The organism is Agrobacterium sp. 22-210-1, from assembly GCF_053522525.1.
In genome coordinates, this window is sequence record NZ_JBNWCI010000001.1 from 1403282 (window position 1) to 1422358 (window position 19077).

General features: G+C 58.5%; 20 protein-coding genes. 16 read left to right on the plus strand and 4 right to left on the minus strand.

The window, feature by feature from the left end:
* Nucleotides 1-43: 43 nt before the first annotated feature.
* Nucleotides 44-478, minus strand: coding sequence for a CoA-binding protein (locus tag ACQZ5F_RS07025; RefSeq protein WP_046800327.1), 435 nt, complete (start codon nt 476-478; stop codon nt 44-46).
* Between the two features lie 927 nt (nt 479-1405).
* Between ACQZ5F_RS07025 and ACQZ5F_RS07030 the strand changes: the two genes are divergently transcribed.
* From ACQZ5F_RS07030 to ACQZ5F_RS07065, 8 genes are all read left to right on the plus strand, one after another.
* Nucleotides 1406-2242, plus strand: a complete 837-nt coding sequence (locus tag ACQZ5F_RS07030; RefSeq protein WP_137084077.1) for an EamA family transporter — start codon at nt 1406-1408, stop codon at nt 2240-2242.
* 250 nt (nt 2243-2492) lie between these two features.
* Nucleotides 2493-2957 (plus strand): 50S ribosomal protein L13, encoded by a 465-nt coding sequence (gene rplM / locus ACQZ5F_RS07035; protein WP_035242586.1) that lies wholly within the window; start codon nt 2493-2495, stop codon nt 2955-2957.
* 2 nt (nt 2958-2959) lie between these two features.
* On the plus strand, nt 2960-3427 hold the full coding sequence (gene rpsI / locus ACQZ5F_RS07040; RefSeq protein ID WP_046800329.1) for a 30S ribosomal protein S9: 468 nt from the start codon (nt 2960-2962) through the stop codon (nt 3425-3427).
* A 109-nt stretch (nt 3428-3536) separates the two neighbouring features.
* Complete coding sequence (locus tag ACQZ5F_RS07045; RefSeq protein WP_137084075.1) at nt 3537-3902, plus strand: type II toxin-antitoxin system RelE/ParE family toxin; 366 nt, start codon at nt 3537-3539, stop codon at nt 3900-3902.
* The gene (locus ACQZ5F_RS07050; RefSeq protein WP_225339922.1) at nt 3892-4224 is read left to right on the plus strand and encodes an XRE family transcriptional regulator; all 333 of its coding nucleotides are present in this window, start codon (nt 3892-3894) and stop codon (nt 4222-4224) included. Before ACQZ5F_RS07045 ends, ACQZ5F_RS07050 begins: the two co-directional genes overlap by 11 nt.
* Nucleotides 4224-5177 carry an agmatinase gene (speB, locus tag ACQZ5F_RS07055; protein WP_225339923.1) on the plus strand — a complete coding sequence of 318 codons (954 nt, stop codon included), beginning with the start codon at nt 4224-4226 and terminating at the stop codon, nt 5175-5177. The genes ACQZ5F_RS07050 and speB overlap by 1 nt, the downstream gene beginning before the upstream one ends.
* A gap of 69 nt (nt 5178-5246) precedes the next feature.
* Nucleotides 5247-6179, plus strand: a complete 933-nt coding sequence (argC, locus tag ACQZ5F_RS07060; RefSeq protein WP_225339924.1) for an N-acetyl-gamma-glutamyl-phosphate reductase — start codon at nt 5247-5249, stop codon at nt 6177-6179.
* Nucleotides 6180-6189: 10 nt separating this feature from the next.
* The gene (locus ACQZ5F_RS07065) at nt 6190-7035 is read left to right on the plus strand and encodes an aminoglycoside phosphotransferase family protein (protein WP_225339925.1); all 846 of its coding nucleotides are present in this window, start codon (nt 6190-6192) and stop codon (nt 7033-7035) included.
* 6 nt (nt 7036-7041) lie between these two features.
* Here the strand turns inward: ACQZ5F_RS07065 and ACQZ5F_RS07070 are convergent, their stop codons facing one another.
* Nucleotides 7042-8145 carry a COX15/CtaA family protein gene (locus tag ACQZ5F_RS07070; protein WP_225340004.1) on the minus strand — a complete coding sequence of 368 codons (1104 nt, stop codon included), beginning with the start codon at nt 8143-8145 and terminating at the stop codon, nt 7042-7044.
* Nucleotides 8146-8389: 244 nt separating this feature from the next.
* Here ACQZ5F_RS07070 and ACQZ5F_RS07075 point away from each other — a divergent pair, with 244 nt between their 5' ends.
* Both ACQZ5F_RS07075 and uppA read left to right on the plus strand, forming a co-directional pair.
* Nucleotides 8390-8602 (plus strand): DUF2842 domain-containing protein, encoded by a 213-nt coding sequence (locus ACQZ5F_RS07075; protein ID WP_046800379.1) that lies wholly within the window; start codon nt 8390-8392, stop codon nt 8600-8602.
* 97 nt (nt 8603-8699) lie between these two features.
* Entirely contained in the window at nt 8700-9932 is a 1233-nt protein-coding gene (gene uppA / locus ACQZ5F_RS07080) for a polysaccharide biosynthesis GNAT family N-acetyltransferase UppA (RefSeq protein ID WP_225339926.1), read from the plus strand.
* 16 nt (nt 9933-9948) lie between these two features.
* Here the strand turns inward: uppA and uppB are convergent, their stop codons facing one another.
* Nucleotides 9949-12222 carry a polysaccharide biosynthesis protein UppB gene (gene uppB, locus ACQZ5F_RS07085; RefSeq protein WP_225339927.1) on the minus strand — a complete coding sequence of 758 codons (2274 nt, stop codon included), beginning with the start codon at nt 12220-12222 and terminating at the stop codon, nt 9949-9951.
* Between the two features lie 210 nt (nt 12223-12432).
* Here uppB and uppC point away from each other — a divergent pair, with 210 nt between their 5' ends.
* The 6 genes from uppC to ACQZ5F_RS07115 all read left to right on the plus strand — a co-directional run bounded on the left by uppC (nt 12433) and on the right by ACQZ5F_RS07115 (nt 18243).
* Nucleotides 12433-13005: a polysaccharide export protein UppC gene (uppC, locus tag ACQZ5F_RS07090; RefSeq protein WP_225339928.1), complete on the plus strand. Its 573-nt coding sequence runs from the start codon at nt 12433-12435 to the stop codon at nt 13003-13005.
* 16 nt (nt 13006-13021) lie between these two features.
* A complete protein-coding gene (gene uppD, locus ACQZ5F_RS07095) occupies nt 13022-14164 on the plus strand; it encodes a polysaccharide biosynthesis type 4 glycosyltransferase UppD (protein ID WP_225339929.1) in 1143 nt (380 codons plus the stop codon).
* Between the two features lie 240 nt (nt 14165-14404).
* Complete coding sequence (gene uppE / locus ACQZ5F_RS07100) at nt 14405-15958, plus strand: polysaccharide biosynthesis glycosyltransferase UppE (protein WP_052818553.1); 1554 nt, start codon at nt 14405-14407, stop codon at nt 15956-15958.
* The gene (uppF, locus tag ACQZ5F_RS07105; protein ID WP_046800341.1) at nt 15955-17196 is read left to right on the plus strand and encodes a polysaccharide biosynthesis O-antigen ligase family protein UppF; all 1242 of its coding nucleotides are present in this window, start codon (nt 15955-15957) and stop codon (nt 17194-17196) included. Before uppE ends, uppF begins: the two co-directional genes overlap by 4 nt.
* A 78-nt stretch (nt 17197-17274) precedes the next feature.
* Nucleotides 17275-17424 (plus strand): hypothetical protein, encoded by a 150-nt coding sequence (locus ACQZ5F_RS07110; protein WP_003496532.1) that lies wholly within the window; start codon nt 17275-17277, stop codon nt 17422-17424.
* 174 nt (nt 17425-17598) lie between these two features.
* Nucleotides 17599-18243, plus strand: a complete 645-nt coding sequence (locus ACQZ5F_RS07115) for a hypothetical protein (RefSeq protein ID WP_225339930.1) — start codon at nt 17599-17601, stop codon at nt 18241-18243.
* 73 nt (nt 18244-18316) lie between these two features.
* On the opposite strand, the gene ACQZ5F_RS07120 is transcribed toward ACQZ5F_RS07115, so the two are convergent.
* Nucleotides 18317-18853 carry a DUF1269 domain-containing protein gene (locus ACQZ5F_RS07120; RefSeq protein WP_046800343.1) on the minus strand — a complete coding sequence of 179 codons (537 nt, stop codon included), beginning with the start codon at nt 18851-18853 and terminating at the stop codon, nt 18317-18319.
* Nucleotides 18854-19077 lie beyond the last annotated feature (224 nt).

Consider the following 19077-nt stretch of genomic DNA (forward strand, 5'->3'; position numbering starts at 1 on the left):
TCATAATGCCTTGCGGCAAAATGATAAGTCCGATCTGTGCCAACTATCGCACAATATTGAGACGCGGATACTCAATTGCAGGGCAACGGTCCATCACTACGGACATGCCATAGGCCTCCGCCTTGGCGGCGGCATTGTCATCGCGCACGGATAACTGGCCCCAGATCACTTTCGGGCGCTGCGGCAGCAATATCGCCTCCTCGACGATCACTGAGAGATATTCGGGTGCCCTGAAGACATCGACCATGTCCACGGGTTCGGGAATATCGGCAAGCCGGGCATAGACCTTCTGCCCCAGTATCTCCTTGCCCGCCTGACCGGGATTGACCGGAAACACACGGTAGCCCTTCGACAGCAAAAAGCGCATGACGCCATGGCTCGGCCGCTCCGGATTGGGTGAGGCGCCAAGCAGGGCGATGGTCCTGACATCGGTCAGGATTTTTCTGAGATAGTCCGGTTCGTAAGTATCATGCTGCATGTCAACTTGTCCCTTTGGCGCATCTCGCAGTTTGAGAGATGCTGGCAGGCACCCCTTCTGAGAGATCAGCGCGAGTATCGCGTTTCCTGCATAAATCCGCAGTTACATTTGCACGCCACCGGTGCTTGCTTTTGTCCCTTGCTTTTATAGTCATTTAGGACGCATCATCGCTTTCTTGAACCCCTGCCGGCTCTAAAACCCGTGAAAGTGGCCCTTTCTTCGCTCGATATCGGCCAATTCATTCACGCAAAATGATTTCACGAAAGCACCCTGCATAAGCTGGTATTGAGTATTTTCATCCAGTTTTCAAAAGGGCTCTTACGCGAAGGAATGCCGGTCAAAACACCATTAACGTGCATTTTATGCGCCATTCGTCTCCTGTTTGTTTTCATTCCGTTCACCGATGAATTAGAGTTGACTAATTTTCAGAAAGTTATTCTGTAAATCAATCTATCTGCAAATCTACAACGTTACAGCTTGCTATTTTACACGGATATGAAATTTATTTTCAAAATAATGAAAGAAACCGGTGCTGAAATTGATAGCCTCATCCACGCCGCCAGAAATGCGAATGAAACCCAAATATCCGCTTAAATAGCCCTGATTTTTTAGAAACCACGCAAGCTCCGGCGTGACCAAAGCCTTGCATCCGGAGCCGGCATGCCCGTCCCGCGGATGAAATCATGAGCAAAGCGACGTTGCCCCCGAAGCAGGAGGTACCGCGACATGCACAAACCCGAAATTTGACGCGCGTCATTATCGGCGGAAGGGCCACATATTTGCACGGATGATCAGACGAAACCCGCAATCGTTTTCAAATGATCACAAAGCGCCCACAACGCCTCGCGGCCTCCATCGAAAATGGATTTCGGTCGTCAAACCCCATGCTATAGGTTTCGCAAAGTAGCCCGCGAGCGAGTCTCTATTGTGACAATCGACATTCTTCTTCTGGTTCTCCTGGGTGCGATCCTGCATGCCGGATGGAATGCGCTGGTCAAATCCGGCTCAGACAAGTCACTTGACGCCTCACTGATTGCGGCGGGTGCTGCCGCTTGCTCCCTGCCCTTTCTGCCCTTCCTGCCGTTTCCGGCTCCTGTCGCCATTCCATTCCTCTTCGCTTCGGCCATTCTGCAATTTGCCTATTTCCGCCTTGTCGCTGCCGCCTATACGATCGGCGATATCGGCCTCGTTTATCCCGTCATGCGCGGTGTGGCGCCCTTGATCGTCGCGGCGACGAGCAGCCTTTTCCTGAGCGAGGTCCTGAGCCCGCTGGCGCTTGCCGGGATAGCCATCATTTCCGGCGGCATCCTGACGCTCGCCTTCGAGGCGCGGCGTGGCGGCGGAAAAGCGATCATCCTTGCGCTCATCAATGCCTTCGTCATCGCCTCCTACACCTTCGTCGACGGTGTCGGCGCAAGGCTTTCGGGCAATGCGATTTCCTATACGCTGTGGATGTCGCTGCTACCGCCCGTGCTGCTTTTCGGTTTCGCCTTTTACCAACGCGGGGCAAGCGCCGTCGCGGCGCATGTGCGGCGCAACTGGTGGCGCGGCCTGATCGGCGGTGGCGGCTCCATCCTCTCCTACGGATTGGCGCTTTATGCCATGACCAAGGCCCCCGTTGCGGTCGTCGCAGCACTTCGGGAAACCTCCATCCTGTTTGCGCTTGTCATCTCCGTCGTGATCCTGAAAGAACGCGCCAGCATCTGGCGTTATCTCGCCGGCGGCATCATAGCAGCAGGCGTTCTGGTCATGAGACTGGGCTAAAACGGGCCAATTTTATGGGGTAAAATATTACCACATAAATAAGGCATTGTTTTTACTTGATTATTTTTAAGGTCTTCAAAAAACGTCATATTGACGCTTTCCCCGGCGCACCGTATAAGCGCGCCAGATCGGATTCCAGCCGGAATAGGGTCATTTGCGGTTACCCACAGGGCAACCAAACCAAGCAACAAGAAACGCCCGTATCTCTTTCATGAAGAGGATGACGGGTCCACGTTAGAAAGTGAAATCCATGTCTACTTTCGTTCAGAAGCCTGCTGAGGTGGAGAAGAAGTGGGTCATCATCGACGCCGAAGGCCTCGTTGTTGGTCGCCTCGCCACCATCGTTGCAACCCGCCTGCGCGGCAAGCACAAGGCCACCTACACCCCCCACGTCGATGATGGCGACAATGTCATCGTCATCAACGCGGAAAAGATTGCCTTCACCGGCAACAAGTACTCTGACAAGAAGTACTACTGGCACACCGGTCACCCGGGTGGCATCAAGGAGCGCACCGCTCGCCAGATCATCGAAGGCCGCTTCCCGGAGCGCGTCGTTGAAAAGGCTATCGAGCGCATGATCCCGCGCGGCCCGCTCGGCCGTCGCCAGATGAAGAACCTGCGCGTTTACGCCGGCTCGAACCATCCGCACGAAGCACAGCAGCCCACCGTTCTCGATGTGGCCGCGCTTAACAAGAAGAACGTAAGGAGCGCCTGATAATGGCCGATCTTTCCTCTCTGAAAGACCTCGCCCCGGCATCGGAAGCTTCGGCTCCCGTGCACGTCCGCAAGGTTGATACCCTCGGCCGCTCTTACGCGACCGGCAAGCGCAAGAACGCCGTAGCCCGCGTATGGGTGAAGGCCGGTTCTGGCAAGATCATCATCAACGGCCGCGATTTCACCGCGTATTTCGCACGTCCGGTTCTGCAGATGATCCTTCAGCAGCCGATCGTCGCCGCTGCCCGCGCAGGTCAGTTCGACATCATCGCCACCGTTGCCGGTGGTGGTCTGTCCGGTCAGGCCGGCGCCGTTCGTCACGGTCTGTCCAAGGCCCTCACCTACTTCGAACCGGGCCTGCGCTCCGTTCTGAAGAAGGGTGGCTTCCTGACCCGCGACAGCCGCGTCGTCGAGCGTAAGAAGTACGGTAAGGCCAAGGCCCGCCGTTCGTTCCAGTTCTCGAAGCGCTAATCGCTTACTGGTACAATACCTTCGAAAGGCGGGGCTTCGGCTCCGCCTTTTTTTATTTTGGCGATCAGCTGCATCTTGAAATATTCCCTCAAGGGAATAATATTGCCGCATGAGCTATGTTGTCGAGTATACGAATGAATTCGGAGCATGGTGGGAAACGCTTGAGGAAAGCGAGCACATCAGTATCGACGCCTATGTTCAGAAACTGGAGGAGTGCGGCCCTCGCCTACCGTTTCCCTATTCGAGTGGCATTCATGGATCACGGCACGCGCATATGCGGGAATTACGTATCCAAAGCGGAGGAAAACCGCTGCGGATATTTTACGCCTTCGATCCGCGCCGAATGGCGATCCTGCTGATCGGCGGCGACAAGACGGGTGACAAACGGTTCTATGACCGCATGATACCGATTGCCGATACACTTTATGACGAGCATCTGACGGAGCTTGAAAAGGAGCAGCACCATGAGCGGTAGACACAGTTTCGCGCAATTGCGCGACCGGATGTCGGATGATGCGCGCGTTAAATCAAAAGCCGAAGCAATTCGTCTGGAAGAGGAAATGGACCTTGCAGATGTTCGCAGGGCGCTGAAGCTCTCGCAGGACGAAATAGCACAGGCGCTGGATATTGGCCAAAGCTCGGTCGCCAAGCTGGAAAAAAGGGCCGATATGTATGTCGGGACGCTGCGCCGGTTTATCGAGGCGATGGGCGGCGAACTCGAAATCGTGGCCCGCTTCGACGGCCGCGCGATCAAAATTCGCAATTTCGCCGATCTTGCTGAAAAGGCGGAAAAATAATGCCATCCAAAACCATCGACCATGCCCTTACCGCAACCACGCTGACATCGGCTGCGACCGATCCGACCCATGCGGGCGTCCTCTCCTTCATGCGGCGCAAATATACCAAGACCCTCAAGGGCGTATCGACAGCCATCTGGGGCATTCCCTTCGATGCGGCGACATCCAACCGGCCGGGTGCACGCTTCGGGCCGCAGGCCGTCCGCCGGGCCTCGGCGATTTTCGATAACGATCCGCAATATCCCTTCGCGCGCGATCTCTTCGCCCATATGCCGACCGTCGATTATGGCGACTGCCTGCTCGACTACGGCAACCACTGGAAGACGCCTGATACGATCGAAAAAGAAGCACGTAGGATTATCTCCAAGACGGATTATCTGCTGACGCTCGGAGGCGACCACTTCATTACCTGGCCGCTTTTGAAGGCGCATGTGGCCAAGCATGGGCCGTTAGCTCTGGTGCAGTTCGATGCACATCAGGATACCTGGTTCGATGACGGCAAGCGGATCGATCACGGCTCCTTCGTGGCCCGCGCCGTTCGCGACGGCTTGATCGATGCCGACCGCTCGATCCAGATCGGCATTCGCACCCATGCCCCTGACGATTTCGGCATTCGCATTCTCCACGGTTACGAGGTGGAGGAGATGCGGGCGAGCGACATCGCCTCGCTGATCGTCAAGCATACGGCCGGCATGCCTGCCTATCTCACCTTTGACATCGATTGCCTCGACCCGGCCTTCGCGCCCGGAACAGGCACGCCGGTGGCCGGGGGGCCGACCAGCGCCAAGATCCTCTCCGTTCTGCGCGGGCTTGGCCATCTTGATATTCGCGGCTCCGACGTGGTGGAGGTGGCGCCCGCTTACGACCACGCGGATATAACTGCCATTGCCGGAGCCACCGTTGCGATGTATATGCTTGGCCTGCGTGCCGAACGGCTGGCTAAGGCTGGCTGAGACAAAAACGGCACCTGCCAAACTGATTCCGAATACCCTTACAACCCTTTGAAAAGTCAGGACAAGGACATGACAGCGAAGATCTTCATCGATGGCGAACACGGCACCACGGGTCTGCAGATCCGCACGCGCCTTGCTGGTCGCCGCGATATTGACCTGCTGTCCATTCCCGAAGCCGAGCGCCGCAACGCCGCCATGCGCGAGGATATGCTCAACAACGCCGACATTTCCATCCTCTGCCTGCCGGATGACGCTTCCCGGGAAGCGGTCTCGATGGTGGCCGGCAACAACAATGTCCGCATCATCGATACCTCGACCGCCTATCGCGTGCACAAGGACTGGGCTTACGGTTTTGCCGAAATGGACAGCGAGCAGGGCGACAAGGTTCGTTCCGCCCGTTTCGTCGCCAATCCGGGCTGCTATCCGACGGGCGCTATCGGTCTCATCCGTCCCCTGCGCGCTGCCGCCATCCTGCCGGACGGTTATCCGGTCAGCGTCAATGCGGTCTCCGGTTATACCGGCGGCGGCAAGCAGATGATTGCGCAGATGGAAGACCAGAACCGCGACGACGCGATCAGCGCCAATAATTTCCTCTATGGCCTGACGCTCTCCCATAAGCATGTGCCGGAAATGACCATTCACGGCCAGCTTGACCGCGCACCGCTGTTTGCGCCTTCCGTCGGACGTTTCCCACAGGGCATGATTGTGCAGGTGCCGCTGTTTGCCGCCGACCTCAAGGAAGGCACGAGCATCGAGACGGTCCATGCCGCGCTCACGGCCCATTATGCGGGCCAGGATATCGTTAGTGTGGTGCCACTTGCCGAAAGCAAGGGGCTATCCCGCATCGACGCCGAGGAACTGGCGGGCAAGGACACGATGAAGCTCTTCGTCTTCGGCACGCCGGGCGGCGAGCACATCAACCTCGTGGCGCTGCTCGACAACCTCGGCAAGGGCGCATCCGGCGCGGCCGTGCAGAACATGGAACTGATGCTGTCGGCATGAGGCTTTCTGCATGAGCGGAACCATCCCCTCTTTTCCGGCCTCGTGGAATATCGAGGCCGCAAAACAGATTGCCGACACGCCGGCCGGGGTGGTCTACGCGGTAACGCGCGGTGACGGCTCTCCAGCCGTCGCCAAAGTCCTGAAAAAGAAAGTGCTTGAGGACAGCCTTCGCGGTGCGGATTTCATCGCGTGGCGCTCGGGTGTCGGATGCGTGGAGCTGCTTGAGCGTTCCGATGATATTCTGCTGATGGAACATGCCGGCGCGGAGACGTTGCGCGATGTATTGTTCCGCGACGGCGACGACGACGCGACCACGCAAATTGCCGCCGATGTTCTGCTCCAATACCATCAGCCATCACAGCAGCCCCCGCCCTCAAGCCTGCTGACGTTGCCTCTCTATTTCGAAAGCCTGTTCCGCAAGGCCGAACAGGATCGCACCGACGGCGTAGAGAGCATCTATGTCGAAGCCGCCGCGCTGGCGCAGGAGCTGATTGACCGGCAACGGGATGTGAAGCCGCTGCATGGCGATCTGCATCACGAAAACATCATGCGCAGCGGGCGCGGCTGGATCATCATCGACCCGGCCGGCCTGATCGGCGATGCGGCGCTTGATGTCGCGAACATGTTCTCCAATCCACTCGACCGCTTCGATCTGACACGCAGCGAGGCGCGTATCGCCTCCATGGCGGCGATTTTTTCCAGGGCGCTGCAGCGGGATGAACGGGTGTTGCTGCAATATGCCTTCGCTTATGGCTGCCTCTCGGCCACCTGGCACGAAGAGGACAGCAATGCGGAAGAGCGCGACAACGAACTCGCTGTCGCGGCTACCGTCAAAACGGTGCTGAAGCAGTTCTGAGCGCGCTTAGTCCCTGACTTCGACGGCGACAGGTGCCGGATATTCGCCAATGAAACCGCGCCAGTGGGCAACCGCAAATCCAAGCACGATCAAGGCCATGCCCTGATGGGCGAGCGCCACGTGGATATCCACATGCATGAGAAGCGTGGTGATGCCGAGCGCTGCCTGAATGGAAACGAGCACGAAGAACAGCACGGCGCGGCGTGCGTGTGGCGTATTCGGCAGGGCACGGGCAATGGACACCATGTGCCACAGCGTGGCGGCGAAAAGCGTGTAGGCGCCAAGACGATGGATGAACTGCACCGTCTTGGGGTTTTCGAAGAGGTTGATCCACCAGGGCTGCTGCAGGAAGAGATCGCCCGGCACCAGTGAACCGTCCATCAGCGGCCAGGTGTTGTAGGAAAGGCCGGCATTCAGCCCCGCCACCAGCGCGCCGAGATAGATCTGGAACAGACAGAGCACCGTCAACAGGCCGGCAAAGCCCCTGCCCGTCTTTTCGTCAGCCGTTTCAGGCGAATGATGCGACAGGCCACGCAATATCCACATGCAGCCCGCGAAGATGAGGCAGGCGATGGTCAGATGCGTGGCGAGGCGATATTGCGAGACATCCGTGCGATTGACGAGACCGGAAGAGACCATCCACCAGCCGATAAAGCCCTGAAAACCGCCAAGCGCCAGAAGGCCGACGAGGGGCAGGCGCAGGCGCTTTTCGACGCGGCCCGTCAGCCAGAAAAAGGCGAGCGGCAGGGCGAAGATGAGACCGATGGCGCGGGCAAGCAGGCGATGCGCCCATTCCCACCAGAAAATCGTCTTGAACTCGTCAAGCGACATGCCCCTGTTGATTTCCTGATATTGGGGAATGCGCTTGTAAAGCTGGAATTCTTCTTCCCATTCGGCAACCGAAAGCGGCGGGATGGCGCCGTGGATAGGCTTCCATTCGGTGATCGACAGGCCGGATTCGGTAAGCCGCGTGGCGCCGCCGACCAGCACGAGACAGAAGAGCGTGAAGAGAACGACGCGCAGCCAGATGCGCAGCAGGCGGCGGTTCTTTTCCTGCTTCTGCAGGGCAGCCTCCACCACCATTTCCGCAGAACCGTTTGCCATCGTCATGCTGCTCGAACGCATCTTTTCAGGTCTCCCTCATACAGTCATGTTGATTAGCCCCAACCGGCACCACAAAACAAGGCCTCAGGGTTTGCGGCATGCGGTCGCGGCGGTATAGTCGCGCTTACATATCAGGTCGTCCTGTCTCTTCTTCGAATCGCCAAGACGATCTAATTTTTTGTTTTACGCATGTCTTTTTCCCAAAACCGATGACACTTTTGGGAGACATGCTCTCATGATGGAAGATTTCATGCCCCCTCGCCTCAGATCGCTTATCGGCACCATCGTCATCATCTGCCTCGTCGTCATTTACGCCGTGGCCGCGACGGCCATTGCATCGGCGACGCTGGCGCAATCGCCCTGGTGGGTGCATCTGGCCTATTTCGTGCTGAGCGGGCTTTTGTGGATATTGCCGGCCATGCTCATCATCAAATGGATGGCGGGGCCCAAAAAACAGGGATAAGCGCCAACCGTTGCGCAACACCCTGAGGTCGCAATTTTATAAACTGATTGTTTGCCGCTCAGCGATATAGTCCCACCGAAACAACCGGAGAGAGTGGATGGCGGCTGAGGGGCCGGTCACAGTCAGCGAGAGCAAAGCGTCGAGCGCCATGCAAGGCGAGCGGCGGGGTGCCGACCGTCTGGTGATCGATCTCGTCGATGACGCTTCCACCATCCGCACCGATTGGGAGCGGATGGAGAGCGACCCGCTCAATTCCCTGCATCAGGGTTTCGGCTGGTGCTCCATCTGGGCGCAGACCCAGAAAAGCCCGCTGCTCATCATTCGCGGCAGACAGGGCGCAAAGACGGTCTTCCTGCTGCCGCTCGAAATCGTGCAGGAAGGCGGTATCCGCAAGGCGCGTTTTCCGGGCGGCCGTTTTAACAATATCAATACCGGGCTTTTCGAGCCGTCCTTTGCCGAGCAGGCAGAACATAAGACGGCGGCAGCGATTGCCCGCGAGGCGCGAAAACTGCTGCATGGCCGGGCGGATATTCTGGCCTTGCAGAACATACCGCTCACCTGGCGCGGCAGGACCAATCCGCTTTCCTATCTGGCTTCCGTCGAAAACCAGAACCCGGCCTTTCAACTGCCGCTGCTGGAAAGTTTTGAAAGCACCTTGCGACAGGTCAATGCCAAGAGACGACGGAAGAAATTCCGTATCCAGAGCCGAAGGGCCGAGGAAATGGGCGGTTACAGCCACGTGATTGCCCGTTCGCCACAGGAAAAATGCGAATTATTGCAGGCCTTCTTCCGGCAAAAGGCCACCCGGTTCGCCTCCCAAGGCATCCCGGATGTTTTCCGAAGCCAATCGGTGAAGGAGTTTTTCTACGATCTGGCCAACTTCCCGGAAACGGGTATGGACAGTCTTCTGGAGCTGCACGCCATTCGCCTGCATGGGGAACACGAGGGCGTCATTGCCGCCATATCCGGGCTTTCGCGCAAGCAGGACCACATCATCTGCCAGTTCGGATCGATCGATGAGGTGGTTTCGGAACTCAGCCCAGGCGAGTTGCTGTTCTGGCTGATGATTGAACGCGCCTGCAGAGAGAAAGCCGCACTCTTCGATTTCGGTGTCGGCGATCAGCTTTACAAACGCAGCTGGTGCCCGCTTTCCACCGCCCAGCACGATATATTCCTACCGGTGACGTTGAAGGGGCGCGCAGCTGCCTCGGCCTATGTTGCCATCGCAAGGACGAAAAGCCTGATCAAGTCCAACCCGGCGCTTTATGCGCTGATCCAGCGTTTTCGCGCCGGGCGGCCAAGGACGGACGCCATGTCTGTTGCTGACTGAGAGGGTTTGCCGTCCGTCAGGCGGCGCTCAGATGACCCGGCTTGCGCATGCCTGTCATCGGCAATGCCTGTTCGTAGCCCTGGGCCACCAGCTCACCGAGCGTCTTCTCCAGCATCTCGCCATCCTTGCCGGGCACGGAAACGATGATTTCCGCCGGCAGATTGCGCAGCATTTTTTCAAGGCTCGAAATCTGCACCGCGCCGCATTCAACCAACACCGTATCATAGGCGTCAGATAGAGCGCTTAGAATCATCGTCAGGCGATCGATGGCCCGCATGGCCTCACGCGGCTGCGCATTGCCGCGCGGCACGATATGCGCATCGGACAGCCGGTCGCCGTGAATGGTTTCGCCAAAGGCGGCGGCACCCGCCAGAAGGTCCATGACACCAGGCAGCCCGGCCTCGGGCACCATCAGACGCGTGGGACAGGCAGAGGCCGTCATATCGACGAGAACGACCGAGCGGCCCATTTCAGACAGGGCGCGCGCCAGCATGACGGTAGTGGTCGAACCACTGTCTCCGGCTGGAGACACAACGGCGGCGACGGGCTTGGCAAGGCGGGTGGCCAGAAAGCCCGCAACGGCATCGATCGAGAAATCGTCGGAGGTTTCGATCTCGTCTTTCTCTGCCTCTTCTTTCAAAGGCGCTACCTCTTCCACCGGCAAAACCGAAGCAGCAGCAGTGGCAGCGGCGACTGGTGCCGGCCGCACCTCTTCGACAATGGGTTGCTGCTGGTAGGCGGCAGCGGGCATGGCCTGGGCGACCGGCGGCGACGGCTCACGATGTGTGGCAACCGGTTGTTGCGGCAAATCCGTAGTCTCGTCCCTGTCGGCGGGTTTACGCGTCGGCGCAGGCGGATCGGAGAGCGGCGGAACCTGATTTCTGCCCACCGGCTTCAAGGCGCGCCCGGTGAAGAGTTCCACCAGCATGACCACAATGCAGGAAAGCAGGAAAGCCGCCAGCGTGACGACGATGGTGATGGCCCCGGTTTTCGGGAAATAGGGCTCACGCGGCTCCACCGCGCCTGAGATCACGCGCGCGTCGGCGGGCGTGGAATCTACCGAACCGGCGCGCGAGGTCGCCTCACGGTAACGGGCAAGATAGGTTTCCAGAAGCTGGCGTTGGGCCGAAGCCTCGCGTTCCAGATCGTTCAAGCCGACCTGCTGCTCCCCGGCGCGCACGCTTTCCGATTTCAGCACGTTCAATTGCTGCACCAGTTGCCGTTCGCGCAGGCGGGAAACATTGGCCTCGTTTTCGAGGCTTGCCAGCACCTTGCGGGTTTCTTCCTGAATCTGCCGTTGTATGCCCTCCAGCTGGTTGCGTAGCGCCCTGATGCGTGGATGGCCTTCCAGCAGCGAGGAGGTCAGATCGGAAATCTGGCTGCGGATACCCGTTTCGTTTTCCTTCAACCGCTGGATCGTTGGGGAACCGACGACGTCCGGAAACGTATCGAGCGGCCGGCCGCTGGAAAGCGCATTGCGCACGCCTTCCGCCCGTGCTTCCGCATTCGCGCGCTCCCCACGGATACGGCCGAGTTCGGTCGAGATATCACTGAGCTGGCGGGTGGCGAGCGTTTCGCCCTGCCCGGCCGACAGGAGGTCGGATGACGCGCGATAATCCGCGACCTTCCTGTCCGCCTCACGCACCTTTTCGCGCAGACTGGCGATTTCCGGCTCCAGCCAGCGCGCTGCCTCCGTGCTCGTATCGAGTTTCGCGCCACTTTGCAGGGCAATATAAGCCTTCATCATCTCATTGGGGATGGCGGCGGCGAGCTTCGGGTCTTCCGAAGAAAACTCAACGGTGATAACGCGTGAGCTTTCGACCTGATAGACCTGCAATTTCTCGCGGAAAGCCTTCAGCACCCGCTCTTCGGGTTGCACCTGCAGCGGATCTTTCTTGAGGCCGATGGCAACCAGCAGGCCCGACACCAGCGACGGACGCGCCTCCGGGTCGAACTCCTCCAGCTCATAGAGCTTCATGTTTTTCGCGACCTGCTTGATGAGGTCGACCGATTGCAGGATTTGCACCTGGCTGGAAACGGTCAATTCATCGAGCACCGGCTCGGCTGGCGCATTCGACTGCTGCGAAGCGCCGAAGGAGGCCGCGCGGGATTCGATGAGGACACGCGCCTCGCCCTTATAGGCAGGCGACATCATGCTGGCGATCACGAAGGCGGCGCCGCCGGCCAGAAGCGTGACGGCCGCGATCCGGCCCTTGCGCCGCCATATGGCTGCAACAAGCTGTGCCAGATCGATATCCACATCCCTGTCGTCAATGCGATCGCCGTTCATGTGGGCTCCGTAACCGAGACAAACCTCGGGCGCTCAAATATAGATGGCCAATTTTCGCGGATTGTAAGTCTTGGCGGTAACACAACAGTTAATCTCGACGAATCCGACAAAATAAATCGGATATTGCAATACTCCGGGCTGACTGTTTACCGCGCATTAACCCTAACAGAACGATAAGAATGCTCATAGATCGACTCGGAGCCAGATGAGATGCCGCTCGCCGGATCACGACATGTCACCGCACTGACGCTTGCCGTTCTGACGGCCCTTTCCGGTTGCGCGGCATATCAACCCGCGCCGCGCTCATTCAATGAGGCGGCCCTGCAACCCTATCATGTCGATAGCGGCGACAGGCTGCGCATCAACGTCTTTGAACAGGTGGGGCTGACGAATACCTATACGGTCGATCAAGCTGGTTATGTCGCCTTCCCGCTTGTCGGCCAGGTTCCTGCGCGCGGCAAGACGCTGCCGCAGTTAGAAGCTGCCATTGCCTCGAAATTGCGTCAGGGTTATCTGCGCGATCCCGACGTGACGATCGAGATCGACCGTTATCGCCCCGTCTTCATCATGGGTGAAGTTGGTCGTCCCGGCCAATATTCCTATGTGCCGGGCATGACGGTGCAGAACGCCATTGCCATTGCCGGCGGGTTCACCCCGCGCGCCAATCAGGCCGATGTCGATCTTACCCGCAAGATCAATGCCGAGGTAATGACCGGCCGGATCGGCATCACCGCTCCCATTCTGGCGGGCGATACGGTCTATGTGCGTGAACGCTTCTTCTGAAAACGGAGTGGCACACATGTCGGATGACGGCCCTCCCCTGCGCATCATTCACTGTTTCCGCTCCCCCGTCGGCGGTGTCTTCCGCCATGTGCGTGACCTGATCGAAGAACATGTGAAACAGGGCCACAAGGTCGGCATCGTCTGCGACAGTTCGACCGGCGGCGTGCATGAGGAGCGGCTTTTCGCCCAGATCACCCCGATGCTGGAGCTCGGGCTTACCCGCCTGCCCATCAGGCGCTCCATCGGCCCCGGCGACCTGTTGGCGCTCTGGAGGTCCTATAACCAGATAAAAAGTTTGCGGCCGGACATCTTGCACGGGCATAGCGCCAAGGGTGGCGCTCTTGCCCGGCTGATCGGCTCATTGTTGCGGGCGAACAGGTATCGCGTAGCCCGCCTCTATTCGCCGCATGGCGGCAGCCTGCATTATGACCGCAAGAGCCTGAAGGGGCAGCTGTTCCTGCGGCTTGAGCGGTTTCAGGAACACTTCACCGACGCGCTCTGTTTTGTCTGTAATTTCGAGCAGCGAACCTATGAAGCCAAGGTCGGCAAGCCGCGCACCCGGACGGCGATGATCTATAACGGCGTGCAGGAAAGCGAGTTCGAAACCGTGCCTGCCCGCGAGGATGCCGCCCGTTTCCTCTATATCGGCATGTTGCGCGATCTCAAGGGCCCGGATGTCTTCATCAAGGCCTTCGCCAGGATGGAACGCAGCATCGGCCACCCCATGTCCGGCGTTATCGTCGGTGACGGGCCGGACAGGGACAAATATGCGGCGATGATCGACAAAGCCGGGCTTTCCCGGCGGATTGCCATGCATGCCGCCATGCCCGCCAGACAGGCCTTCGAGCTGGCGGAGACAGTGGTGGTTCCCTCACGCGCCGAAGCCATGCCCTATATCGTGCTTGAGGCGCTGGCAGCGGGCAAGACGGTTATCGCCTCACATGTCGGTGGCATTCCCGAGGTTCTGGGAGAAGACAGCGAGGCGCTGGTTCCGGCAGGAGACGCCGAGGCGCTGGCGAAGATCATGGTCAGGGACGCAGAAAACGACGATTGGGCAAAGCGGGTGATGCCCCCACCCAACAGCTTTAAGGCGAAATTTTCAACGCCTGTCATGGCCGATGACATGATGAAGCTCTATCGCGACCTGCTTTCCAGCTAAAGCGCGCCTCATGTCTAAAGACATTTTAAAAACACGATTTTTAATTGTATATTCCGCTATCCTGTAGAAAAGCATCATAAACGTTTCTTAGCATGTTTCGGCTAGTTTCCTGCTCGTAGAGCGCGTGTGTCCGTTCGGACGCTACGCAAGGACGCTTTACCACTTTGAAGTTGCGCATCGTTCCCATCGGAAATCGGTCTCGATTTTCGGGCCGATCCGCTAGAGGGTGCGGACCAAGTAATGACCAAGGCTGACAAGGACAGACTGCAATTCGATCTGGCGTCGTTGCGCAAGCAAATCTCCGAGCGCGAAGCCGGTGAGCCTTCGGCGTCCGAGACCGTTGTTCTCAATCCGCTTGCGCGGCAGATCGCCAACCAGCTGCGTGCCGGCAACCATTCACCGAATATGGTGATCGGCCAGTTACGGCTGCTGGAATTCACGATGCTTGTGGTCATTGCCGCCATCGTCAACGGCATCGCCGCCGATCGGGGTCTCGAGACCTTTCTGGCGGTTTTCAGCGCCGGCGTACTGGGTGCGGCACTCTGTGTGTTCCTGCTGCAGGCGGGCGATTGTTATCAGTTGCCAACGCTGCGCACGCCGCTGAAGATGTTTGCCCGCATTCAAGGCGCCGTCTGCCTGTCTTTCGTGGGTGCCGCCTGTTTCCTTCTCGTGTTTTTTCCCGATGCGCTGCATTCCTGGCCGGCTTTCGGCATATGGTATGCGATTGGCGCGATAGCCATTTTCACCGGACGGCTGATCCTTGGCTTTGCCATTCGCCACTGGGGCCGCAATGGCGTCATGGAACGCCGCGCCGTTATCGTCGGCGGCGGTGATGCTGCCAGAGACCTCATCCGTTCGCTAGAGCAGCAGTCGGACAACGATATCCGCATCTGCGGGATTTTCGACGACCGGAAAAGCGAGCGCTCTCCCGATGTCGTCGCCGGTTATCCCAAGCTCGGCACCTTTGCCGAACTGGTGGAATTTGCCCGCCTGACAAAGCTCGACATGCTGATCATCGCCCTGCCGCTCAGCGCAGAGGCCCGCATTCTCCAGCTCTTGCGCAAACTCTGGGTGCTGCCCGTCGATATTCGCATCGCCGCACATGCCAATAAATTGCGGTTCCGTCCGCGCGCCTATTCGCATGTGGGCAATGTGCCGATGCTCGATGTGTTCGACAAGCCGATCCGCGACTGGGATTCGGTGGCGAAACGGATATTCGACATCACCTTCAGCCTCCTCGGCATCGCCCTTTTCTGGCCGGTGATGCTGGGTGCCGGCATTGCCGTCAAGGCCACCTCCAAAGGCCCGGTCCTCTTCAAACAGAAGCGTCACGGCTTCAACAATGAGACGATCAATGTCTGGAAGTTCCGCTCCATGTATACGGAACTCAGCGATCCGACCGCCAAGAAGGCCGTCACCAAGAACGATCCGCGCGTCACACCCGTCGGCCGCTTCCTGCGCAAATCGTCGATGGACGAGCTGCCGCAGCTCTTCAACGTTCTCTATGGCGATCTCTCGCTGGTCGGCCCGCGCCCGCACGCAGTCCATGCCCAGACCGGCGATCTGAAATATACCGAAGTGGTGGAGCATTATTTCGCGCGCCACAAGGTCAAGCCCGGCGTGACCGGCTGGGCGCAGATCAATGGCTGGCGCGGCGAAATCGACCATGGCGACAAGATCAAGTTCCGCACCGAATATGATCTTTATTACATCGAGAACTGGTCGCTTTTCCTCGATCTCAAGATCCTGTTCCTGACGCCGATACGGCTGCTCAAATCGGAAAACGCCTATTGACCAACGTCGGTTACCAGCACGCACCGGGTTTTGACGCGCCTCTGGCTGCCATGCGGCTCGTCGGTTCGTTCTTCATCGCCTTCGGCGTGTTCCTCTCCGGCTTCGTCATCTCCGAACCGGCGCCCTACGAGCTGATGATGGTCGGGCAAGTGGCCATCTGGTTCCTACTGGGCCTTCGCCTTTCCCGCACCGTCGTGCTGCTCCTGTGCCTGCTGCTCGCCTTTAATGTCGGCGGCTATCTTTCGCTCACCACCATGGCCGATCTGGACGAGGGACCGCTCTACCTCGCCGTCTCGACCTTTCTGGCGCTGACCTCGGTTTTTTACGCGGCGATCATCGAGGACAAATACCAGCGGCTGCTGCTGATTTTTCGGGCCTGGCTCGCCGCGGCGCTGATCACCTCGCTACTCGGCATCATCGGATATTTTCACGCCCTTCCCGGCTTCGAAGTCTTCACGCTTTACGATCGCGCCAAGGGTGCGTTTCAGGACCCGAACGTCTTCGGTCCCTTCCTGGTGACACCGTCGCTTTACCTGATCTATGGCCTGCTCACCGGCAAGGCGATGCACGCGCCCTGGCGTATCCTCGGCCTGCTAATCCTGTCGCTTGGCGTGTTCCTGTCATTTTCGCGTGCGGCATGGGGCCTGTTTTTATTCGCCGCCCTCCTGCTCGTCTTCGTCATGCTGCTGAAGGAGCGCACAGCCGCATTTCGCCTGAAAATTCTCGTGCTGTTTCTCGTTGCGGTCGCGCTCATGGTCGCAGCCGTCATCATCGCGCTGCAATTCAAACAGGTCTCCGACCTGTTCCTCAGCCGCGCCTCTGCGGTGCAATCCTATGATGGCGGGCATCTGGGGCGCTTTGCCCGTCACTATCTTGGTTTCCTGCTGGCGATGGAGCATCCGCTCGGCATCGGGCCGATGGTGTTCGACAATATCTTTCCCGCTGCCGAACATAATATCTGGTTGAAAAGCCTGACAACGCATGGCTGGTTCGGCTTCGTGATCTATCTTACATTGATCTGCTGGACGATCGCTGCCGGTTTCAGGCATCTGCTGCGGCCGCGGCCATGGCAGCCGTTCCTGATCATTTCCTGGGTGACCTTTGTCGGCCACGTCATGATCGGCGCCGTCATCGATACCGATCACTGGCGGCATTTCTTCCTGCTGCTCGGCATATTGTGGGGCTGCATGGCACTGGAAAAACGCGAAAGCCTGCGCCGCCGCACAAGCAATGCCTAAAATACTTCCCCTTACGGAACCCTGCGCGATTTCATGCGTTTAGCCCGCGATTATGATCGTCAAACGGGGAGACATCTTATGACGCAGACCAATAATCTCTATCTCATCATCGGCGCACTCCTGGTGGTCCTTGTCGGCCTTGGGGCCTATGTCTGGCACGAGGAAAGCAAGCCGAAGGGCATCGAGATGAATATCGGCCCGAACGGGGTTTCCGTTCAGGAAAATTAAGACGCAAGCGTCGCGCAAACTTCTTTCAGTAGACCGGGTGCACCCCAAGCCCAAGCGGCGCGGGACGCACCCGGTCTTCTTATGAGAGGAGACGAAAGGCGGGATCAAGAATCCGCGCCAAGCCGGTTCGGTACGAATGATGCGTATCGGGCTGATCATGGAAAAGTTACCGAAATGGTCTCCTCCGTCGACCTGTCCACCCGCCTCACCGCCACCAGATTAGCCCTCAAGGCAATCAAGGAGCAGGATGACAATTCCACCGCGGCCTCATCGTCCTCGTCACGGGCAGCGCTTCTTGGCGCCTATGGCATCGATACGTCTTCTTCTTCCACCAATACGAGGCTGACACAGCTTCTAGCGCAATATGCGCAGACCACCGGCGAAGAGACGCAAACCGAGACTACACCGCAGGCGTCTTCCGGCGACATCACGCAGGCCGCTTTCATGAAGGATCTAAAGGCGATGCTGGAGGATTTGTCCAAGGACCCGGACAAGGCCTCGCAGGCAAAGGCGATGCTGGAAGCACTGGCCGCCGGCACGCTCACCGTATCCGATCCGTCCGAAGGCACTCAGATCAAGGCGTGGGACGTGAAGGCCGATTCGAAAACCACCTCGAAACCGGCAACCGAGATCGCCACGACGGGCTGGAGCGATTTTCTGAAGGATCATCTCAAACGAGACGGCTCAGCCTATGTCAAGAGCGCCAGCGGCGCTTATGTCGACAGCATCTCCGGGAACAACGCGTTTTTCGGCAGCGTCGGGAGCCGCTATTATTATCTCAGCTGGCCGCAGGCGAAACCGGGCACGCTGACCGTCTAAGCGGCCGCTTCCGGAACCATATGGACAAAACGCTGCAGCATGGATCATGCCGCAGCGTTCTTCCTGTTTTCATCTAAGCGGCGGGTGCAGCAGCCTGCGCGGTTTCACCCGACAGAGCTTTTTGCAATTGCGCTTCCTGATCGGGAGACAGCGAGGTCTTGATGACCCGGCCGCGCAGCCCTTCCAGTTCCGCCATGACCTTTTCCGGCTGTACCTTGCGGATCAGCACGAACAGCGCCGAAGAGCCATTGGGGATGGTTTCGCCAAGGGATTTGATGAAATCGTCATCGATGCCGAAATCGGTGAGCGAACCCGCCAGCGCGCCCGTGCCGGCACCAATTGCGCCGCCAATTGCAAAGCCCGCCAACGGATTGAGGAACAGCAGGCCAACAAGGCCGCCCCAGAGGCCACCGGACAGAAAACCGGAGCTTGCGCCAAGCGCCGTCAGATTGACGCTCTGCTTCAGATGCACCTTGCCGTTTTCATCACGAACGACGACCACGGCGTCTTCCAGATCGACCAGATATTCCTTTTTCAGCCCCGCAAGCTTCAGAAGAACCCGGTCAGCCTCTTCCGTTCCATCAAAACCAACAACGACGAGTTCAGACATATATTTATCTCCCTGAGTTTCAGTTCCGCTGCAATTGAACGCTGAAGTTCACGGCAGGTTCCAGCCATGATGGAAAGAGGATGTGTCATGCGTTTGACGGAAGCAACCCGTAGAACGTGGAACGACAGTCCGTCCCCCTGCCCGCCATCCACACCCATTGTTCCTTTTTTTGAGAAAAGGCGATTTTCCGCTTGCGCCCTAACAGGCTTATATATAAACGGCTT

Coding starts and splice junctions, on each gene's coding strand:
- ACQZ5F_RS07025 (WP_046800327.1), bottom strand. CDS start 478: ATGCAGCATGATACTTACGAACCGGACTATCTCAGAAAAATCCTGACC.
- rplM (WP_035242586.1), top strand. CDS start 2,493: ATGTCTACTTTCGTTCAGAAGCCTGCTGAGGTGGAGAAGAAGTGGGTC.
- rpsI (WP_046800329.1), top strand. CDS start 2,960: ATGGCCGATCTTTCCTCTCTGAAAGACCTCGCCCCGGCATCGGAAGCT.
- ACQZ5F_RS07045 (WP_137084075.1), top strand. CDS start 3,537: ATGAGCTATGTTGTCGAGTATACGAATGAATTCGGAGCATGGTGGGAA.
- ACQZ5F_RS07050 (WP_225339922.1), top strand. CDS start 3,892: ATGAGCGGTAGACACAGTTTCGCGCAATTGCGCGACCGGATGTCGGAT.
- speB (WP_225339923.1), top strand. CDS start 4,224: ATGCCATCCAAAACCATCGACCATGCCCTTACCGCAACCACGCTGACA.
- argC (WP_225339924.1), top strand. CDS start 5,247: ATGACAGCGAAGATCTTCATCGATGGCGAACACGGCACCACGGGTCTG.
- ACQZ5F_RS07065 (WP_225339925.1), top strand. CDS start 6,190: ATGAGCGGAACCATCCCCTCTTTTCCGGCCTCGTGGAATATCGAGGCC.
- ACQZ5F_RS07070 (WP_225340004.1), bottom strand. CDS start 8,145: ATGACGATGGCAAACGGTTCTGCGGAAATGGTGGTGGAGGCTGCCCTG.
- ACQZ5F_RS07075 (WP_046800379.1), top strand. CDS start 8,390: ATGCCCCCTCGCCTCAGATCGCTTATCGGCACCATCGTCATCATCTGC.
- uppA (WP_225339926.1), top strand. CDS start 8,700: ATGGCGGCTGAGGGGCCGGTCACAGTCAGCGAGAGCAAAGCGTCGAGC.
- uppB (WP_225339927.1), bottom strand. CDS start 12,222: ATGAACGGCGATCGCATTGACGACAGGGATGTGGATATCGATCTGGCA.
- uppC (WP_225339928.1), top strand. CDS start 12,433: ATGCCGCTCGCCGGATCACGACATGTCACCGCACTGACGCTTGCCGTT.
- uppD (WP_225339929.1), top strand. CDS start 13,022: ATGTCGGATGACGGCCCTCCCCTGCGCATCATTCACTGTTTCCGCTCC.
- uppE (WP_052818553.1), top strand. CDS start 14,405: ATGACCAAGGCTGACAAGGACAGACTGCAATTCGATCTGGCGTCGTTG.
- ACQZ5F_RS07110 (WP_003496532.1), top strand. CDS start 17,275: ATGACGCAGACCAATAATCTCTATCTCATCATCGGCGCACTCCTGGTG.
- ACQZ5F_RS07115 (WP_225339930.1), top strand. CDS start 17,599: ATGGTCTCCTCCGTCGACCTGTCCACCCGCCTCACCGCCACCAGATTA.
- ACQZ5F_RS07120 (WP_046800343.1), bottom strand. CDS start 18,853: ATGTCTGAACTCGTCGTTGTTGGTTTTGATGGAACGGAAGAGGCTGAC.